The sequence below is a fragment of the Melaminivora alkalimesophila genome (assembly GCF_000282995.1).
Lineage (GTDB): Bacteria > Pseudomonadota > Gammaproteobacteria > Burkholderiales > Burkholderiaceae_C > Melaminivora > Melaminivora alkalimesophila.
Genome location: NZ_ALEE01000286.1, coordinates 1 through 5,827, shown reverse-complemented (window position 1 = coordinate 5,827; position 5,827 = coordinate 1). Strand labels below are relative to the sequence as shown.

Below are 5,827 nucleotides of genomic sequence, written 5' to 3'. Positions count from 1 at the left end.
GAAGGGCCGCGCTGCATCGCCTGCCACACGCCGCTGCCGCCCGATGCCGAGGAATGCCCGGCCTGCGCGCGCCAGCCGGCGCCTCCCACCTCGACCTGGGTGCTGCTGCGGCTGTGGCGCTTCGCGCGGCCCTACAAGCGCCAGCTGGCCGCCGGCTTCGTCCTGACCCTGGCCTCCACCGCCGCCTCGCTGGTGCCGCCCTACATGACCATCCCGCTGGTGGACGAGGTGCTGATCCCCTACCAGAACGGCCAGCAGATCCCGGTCTCGCAGGTCGCGCTGTACCTGGGCGGGCTGCTGCTGGCGGCGCTGCTCGCCTGGGGGCTAGGCTGGGCGCGCACCTACATCCTGGCGCTGGTGTCCGAGCGCATCGGTGCCGACCTGCGCACCACCACCTACGAGCACCTGCTGCACCTGTCGTTGGACTACTTCGGCAGCAAGCGCACGGGCGACCTGATGGCGCGCATCGGCTCGGAGACCGACCGCATCAACCTGTTCCTGTCGCTCAATGCCCTGGATTTCGCCACCGACGTGCTGATGATCGTCATGACGGCGGCGATCCTGTTCTCCATCAACCCCTGGCTGGCGCTGGTCACGCTGGTGCCGTTGCCCTTCATCGCTTGGCTGATCCACACCGTGCGCGACAAGCTGCGCACCGGCTTCGAGCGCATCGACCGCGTGTGGTCGGAGGTGACCAACGTGCTGGCCGACACCATCCCGGGCATCCGCGTCGTCAAGGCCTTCGCCCAGGAGCGCCGCGAGACCGGGCGCTTCCGTGCCGCCAACCAGCACAACCTGGAAGTCAATGACCGCCTGAACAAGACCTGGAGCCTGTTCTCGCCGACGGTGTCGCTGATGACCGAGATCGGCCTGCTGGTGGTCTGGGCCTTCGGCATCTGGCTGGTGGCGAGAAACCAGATCACCGTCGGCGTGCTGACGGCCTTCATTGCCTACATCGGACGCTTCTACACCCGCCTTGATTCCATGAGCCGGATCGTGTCGGTGACGCAGAAGGCCGCGGCCGGCGCCAAGCGCATCTTCGACATCCTGGACCACGTCTCCAACGTGCCCGACCCGGCCCATCCCGTGCGCCTGGAGCGCGTGCAGGGCGCGATCGAGCTGCGCGGCGTGGGCTTTCGTGCCGGCAGCCGGGTGATCCTCAAGGACGTGTCGCTCTCCATCCGCCCGGGCGAGATGATCGGCCTGGTGGGCCACAGCGGCTCGGGCAAGAGCACGCTCGTGAACCTGATCAGCCGCTTCTACGACGTGAGCGAGGGCGCCATCCTGGTCGATGGGGTGGACCTGCGCCGCATGGCGGTGGCCGACTACCGGCGCCACATCGGCCTGGTGCTGCAGGAGCCCTTCCTGTTCTTCGGCACCGTGGCCGAGAACATCGCCTACGGCAAGCCGGGCGCCACGCGCGCCGAGATCGTCGCCGCCGCGCGCGCCGCGCACGCCCATGAGTTCATCCTGCGGCTGCCGCACGGCTACGACTCCCTGGTGGGCGAGCGCGGGCAGAGCCTGTCGGGCGGCGAGCGCCAGCGCATCTCGATCGCCCGGGCGCTCTTGATCGACCCGCGCATCCTGATCCTCGACGAGGCGACCTCGGCGGTGGACACCGAGACCGAGCGCGAGATCCAGCGCGCGCTCGACAACCTGGTGCAGGGCCGCACGACGATCGCCATCGCGCACCGCCTGTCCACGCTGCGCAAGGCCGACCGGCTGGTGGTCATGGACCGCGGCGAGATCGTCGAGGTCGGCCCGCACGACGCGCTGATGGAGCGCCGCGGCGCCTACTGGCGCCTGTACGAGGCGCAGGCGCGGCGCGCCGAGGAGGACGCCGAGGCCGCGGGCCTGCACCTGGACAGCGCGCTCCTGCACCCCCGCCACCCGGCCGATCCTTCCTGAGCGAAGCCCCCTGCCATGCCCGAACCCGACACCATTACCCTGACCCGCAACCCCCACGGCCGGCTGGTGCTGCGCCTGCCCGGCGGCGGCGAGCACGAGGGCGTGGTGCCCGTGCGCGCCTTTCCCCTGGCTGCCCCCGACGAAGGCATCTCGCTGGTGGGCGTGGGCGGCAACGAACTGGCCTGGATCGAGCGGCTGGAGGACCTCGCTGCGCCGGTGCGCGCGCTGGTCGAGGAGGAGCTGGCGGAGCGCGAGTTCGTGCCGCGCATCACCCGGCTGTGCTCCGTGTCGAGTTTTTCCACCCCCAGCACCTGGCGGGTGGAGACCGACCGCGGGCCGGCCGAGCTGGTGCTCAAGGGCGAGGAGGACATCCGCCGGCTGGCAGGCCGGACGGCGCTGCTGATCACCGCGGCCGGCGGGCTGCAGTTTCGCGTGCCCGACGTGCCGGCCCTGGACCGGCACTCGCGCCGGCTGCTGGAACGCTTCCTCTGAGGGGCCTCAAAAGCTAGGGGTAAACCCTAGTTTTTGCCTGAATCGGCGAAAAAGGGCTCAATTCACCCTTTTTTTTGTCGTTATGGATGTACGACGAGGCGCTGGCTGCGGCCGGCGCACCTGCATTCATGCCCAGGAGGGACCTCGCCATGCAACTGCCACCTGTCGACCGATCGACGACCCCGTGGCGCGCCGCCCCGGCCGCCGACCTGTACTCCACGGGGGCGGGCGGAGCGGTGCCCGTGCGCCCGGTGCAGGCGGCCAACGCGGTCGAATCCACCGACCGGCTGGGCGAGGGCGCGATCGTGCGCGAGCCCACGCGGCCATCCGACCCCGACCCCACCCACCGCGACTGGACGCTGGCCGAGGCCCGCAAGGAAAAGACCGAGCAGGTCGAGGAGCCGCCGCGCGAGCCGCCCCTGTACCAGCAGCTGCTGGATTTCCTGCAATCCATGTGGCGCGCCAGCGGCAGCGCCGTGGAAGTCGCGCTGGAGGTCAACAAGACCACGCTGACCGAACGCCTGGCGCAGCAGGTGAAGAACGACGAGCCCCTGACCTACTCCGACCCGAAGGTCAAGCGCACCGGCGGGCCGTGATCCGCTAGTCCGGAGTCGGCTTGCCGGCAGGAGGCGGCAGGTTGGCGATGCCGGCGCTCACATGCCCGGCCGGCACGTGCCGCGCGGCCGAGCTGACGTGCCCGGTCTGGTCGTCGAAGAAGAAATCCGGCTCGAACTCGCGCAGGAAGGGCCCCTTCTCCAGCCCGCCCAGGAACATCGCCTCGTCCACCGTGATACCCCAGTCGAGCAGGGTGCGGATGGCGCGCTCGTGCGCCGGGGCGCTGCGCGCCGTGACCAGGGCGGTGCGGATGCGCATCCGGGAGGCATCGGCCTGCTGCTGCAGGCGGTGCAGGGCGGCCAGCAACGGCTTGAAGGGTCCTTCGGCCAGCGGCGTGGCCGCCAGCGAAGTCTCGTGCTGCAGGAAGGCCGGCAGGCCGCCGTCCTGGTAGACGCGCTCGGCCTCGTCGGAGAACAGCACGGCATCGCCATCGAAGGCGATGCGCACCTCCCCGGGGTAGCGATCGCCCGCCGGGGTCGAGTCGACCATCACGCGCGCCGCCGGAAAGCCGATCGACAGGGCTTCGCGCACGTCCGCCTCGTTGGCCGACAGGAACAGGTGCGCGCCCAGCGGCCGCAGGTAGGAAAAGGGGTTGCGCCCGCGCGTGAACACGCCGCGCTCGATGCGCATGCCCGCCGCCTTGGCCGAGGCGAAGACGCGCATCCCGCTGGCCGGATCGTTGCGCGACAGCATGACGACCTCCACGCGCTGCAGCTGCGGCGTGTTGAAGGCCAGCAGCTTTTGCACCAGTGCAAAGGCAATGCCAGGGCGGGCCGGCTGGTGCACCAGCTCCAGCTGGCGGCGCATGTAGGCCTCCTCGTCGCCGGCCTCGAACAGCCGGTTTTCCTCCTCGAAGTCGAACAGCGCGCGCGAGGAGATCGCCACCACCAGCTTGTCGTGCAGGGTCACCACGGCCCGGCCCCTACTTGACGAACTGGTTGAGCTGGATGATGGGCATCAGCACCGCCAGCACGATCAGCATCACGATCAGGCCCATGCCGACGATCAGCAGCGGCTCCAGCAGGGTTGCCAGCTGCAGGGCGCGGCGCTGCACCTCGGCGCCCAGCTGCGTGGCGGCGCGCTCGAGCATCTGCGGCAGCCGCCCGGTCTGCTCGCCCAGGCGGGCGAACATCGGCACCAGGCTGGGAAAGCGCCGCTTCTGCGCCAGCGCAGAGGCCAGGGGCGCGCCCTCGCGCACCAGCGCCAGCGCCGCCAGCGCATCGGCGCGCAGGGCGCGGTTGTTCAGCGTCTCGGCCGCCGCCTGCAGCGCGCGCAGGATGGGCACCCCTGCGCCGGTGAGCATGGCCAGCGTGCCGGCAAAGCGCGCGGCGTTGTAGCCGCGCGCCAGCCGGCCGACCAGCGGCAGGCGCAGCCACCAGCCATCGAAACGCTCGCGCAGGGCGGGACGCGCCAGGGCGGCGCGCAGGCCGAGCGCCAGGGCCGCCAGGACCGCCAGCACGGCCCAGCCCCAGTCCCGTACGAAATCGCTGAGCGCCAGCATCACCACCGTGAGGAAGGGCAGGGCGCGCTGGGTTCCGGCAAAGACGCCCGCCACCTGGGGCACCACGTAGCCCACCAGGAACAGCACGATCGCGATGGCGACCAGCGTCACGATGGCCGGGTAGAGCGCGGCGCCGACGAGCTTGGCGCGCAGCTGCTGGCGCGCCTCCAGGTCGTCCGCCAGGCTCTCGAGCACCTGGTCCAGGCTGCCGCTGGCCTCGCCCGCGCCGATCACCGCGCAGTAGATGTCGGAGAACTCGCGCGGGTGCAGCGCCAGCGCCCGGGCAAAGGGCGTGCCGCTGTTGACCTCGGCGCGCAGCGCCGCGAGCAGGTGGCGCTGTGCGGCCGAATCCGCCTCCTCGGCCAGCGCAGTGAGCGCCCGCTCCAAGGGCAGCCCCGAGCCGACGAGGCCGGCGAGCTGGCGCGTCCAGATCGCCAGGTCGGTGGCGTTGAAGGCCGGGCGCGTGAACAGCCGCTCGAGCAGGCTGCTTGCCGCGCCGGCGTGCGCCTGCGGGCCCAGCGCCTGCACGTCCAGCGGCACCAGCGCCTGGGCGCGCAGCAGCCCGCGCGCGGCGCGCGGGCTGTCGGCGTCCACCGTGCCGCGGCGCACACGGCCTTCGGCATCCAGGGCTTCAAAGGAAAAGGCGGGCATGGCAGGGGCGCGAAGGGCTGCAAGGGGTGCGGGCGGCGGCGCCTGCCATGGTAGCCGCTTGCTGCGCCGGCGTGTTCGATCCGCGGGATCGCCCTCTAGGCGTGGGCCTCGGCCGTCAGCGTGATCGAGCGCAGGCGCAGCTCGGCGTCGAACACGTCCGACACCAGCATGAACTCGTCCGCCCCGGTCTCGCTGGCCAGCGCGCGCAGCCCCGCGCGCACCGTCTCGGGGCTGCCCACCACCCCCACCGCCAGAAAGTCGGCGATCGCCTGGCGCTCCTGGTAGCCCAGGCGCTCCAGGTAGCCCTCCACCGGCGGCGGGAGCAGCCCGCGCTGGCCGGTGATGATGCCCAGCACGCGCTGGTAGGTGCTGCTCGCCAGGTACTGCGCCTCCTCGTCCGTGGGCGCCGCCACCACCGGCACACCGAGCATGACGTAGGGCCGGGCCAGCACCTTGGAGGGCTTGAACAGCCTGCGGTAGAGCTCGATGGCCGCGTGCAGCATGCGCGGCGCGAAATGCGAGGCGAAGGCGTAGGGCAGCCCCAGGTGCGCCGCCAGCTGCGCCGAGAACAGGCTCGAGCCCAGCAGCCAGATCGGCACCTCGGTGCCCGCGCCGGGCACGGCGATCAGCTTCTGCCCGGGCTCGGCCGGCGCCAGCAGC

6 protein-coding genes are annotated in these 5,827 nt (G+C 71.6%); 3 read left to right on the top strand and 3 right to left on the bottom strand.

Annotated elements, in window-relative coordinates; translation table 11 throughout:
- The 3 genes from A612_RS05435 to A612_RS05425 form a co-directional block, all read left to right on the top strand.
- Positions 1-1,908: cyanophycin metabolism-associated ABC transporter (locus A612_RS05435; RefSeq protein WP_019373525.1), on the top strand; the 1,908-nt coding region annotated here is incomplete at its 5' end.
- A gap of 15 nt (positions 1,909-1,923) precedes the next feature.
- The gene (locus A612_RS05430; protein WP_019373524.1) at positions 1,924-2,400 is read left to right on the top strand and encodes a cyanophycin metabolism-associated DUF1854 family protein; all 477 of its coding nucleotides are present in this window, start codon (positions 1,924-1,926) and stop codon (positions 2,398-2,400) included.
- 149 nt (positions 2,401-2,549) lie between these two features.
- A complete protein-coding gene (locus A612_RS05425) occupies positions 2,550-2,996 on the top strand; it encodes a hypothetical protein (protein ID WP_019373523.1) in 447 nt (148 codons plus the stop codon).
- Between the two features lie 4 nt (positions 2,997-3,000).
- Here the strand turns inward: A612_RS05425 and A612_RS05420 are convergent, their stop codons facing one another.
- The 3 genes from A612_RS05420 to A612_RS05410 all read right to left on the bottom strand — a co-directional run.
- Positions 3,001-3,927 carry a 5'-nucleotidase gene (locus tag A612_RS05420; RefSeq protein ID WP_019373522.1) on the bottom strand — a complete coding sequence of 309 codons (927 nt, stop codon included), beginning with the start codon at positions 3,925-3,927 and terminating at the stop codon, positions 3,001-3,003.
- Positions 3,928-3,937: 10 nt separating this feature from the next.
- Positions 3,938-5,167: a type II secretion system inner membrane protein GspF gene (gene gspF / locus A612_RS05415; RefSeq protein ID WP_019373521.1), complete on the bottom strand. Its 1,230-nt coding sequence runs from the start codon at positions 5,165-5,167 to the stop codon at positions 3,938-3,940.
- A gap of 95 nt (positions 5,168-5,262) precedes the next feature.
- The coding region (locus tag A612_RS05410) for an MsnO8 family LLM class oxidoreductase (RefSeq protein WP_019373520.1) at positions 5,263-5,827 on the bottom strand (565 nt) is incomplete at its 5' end.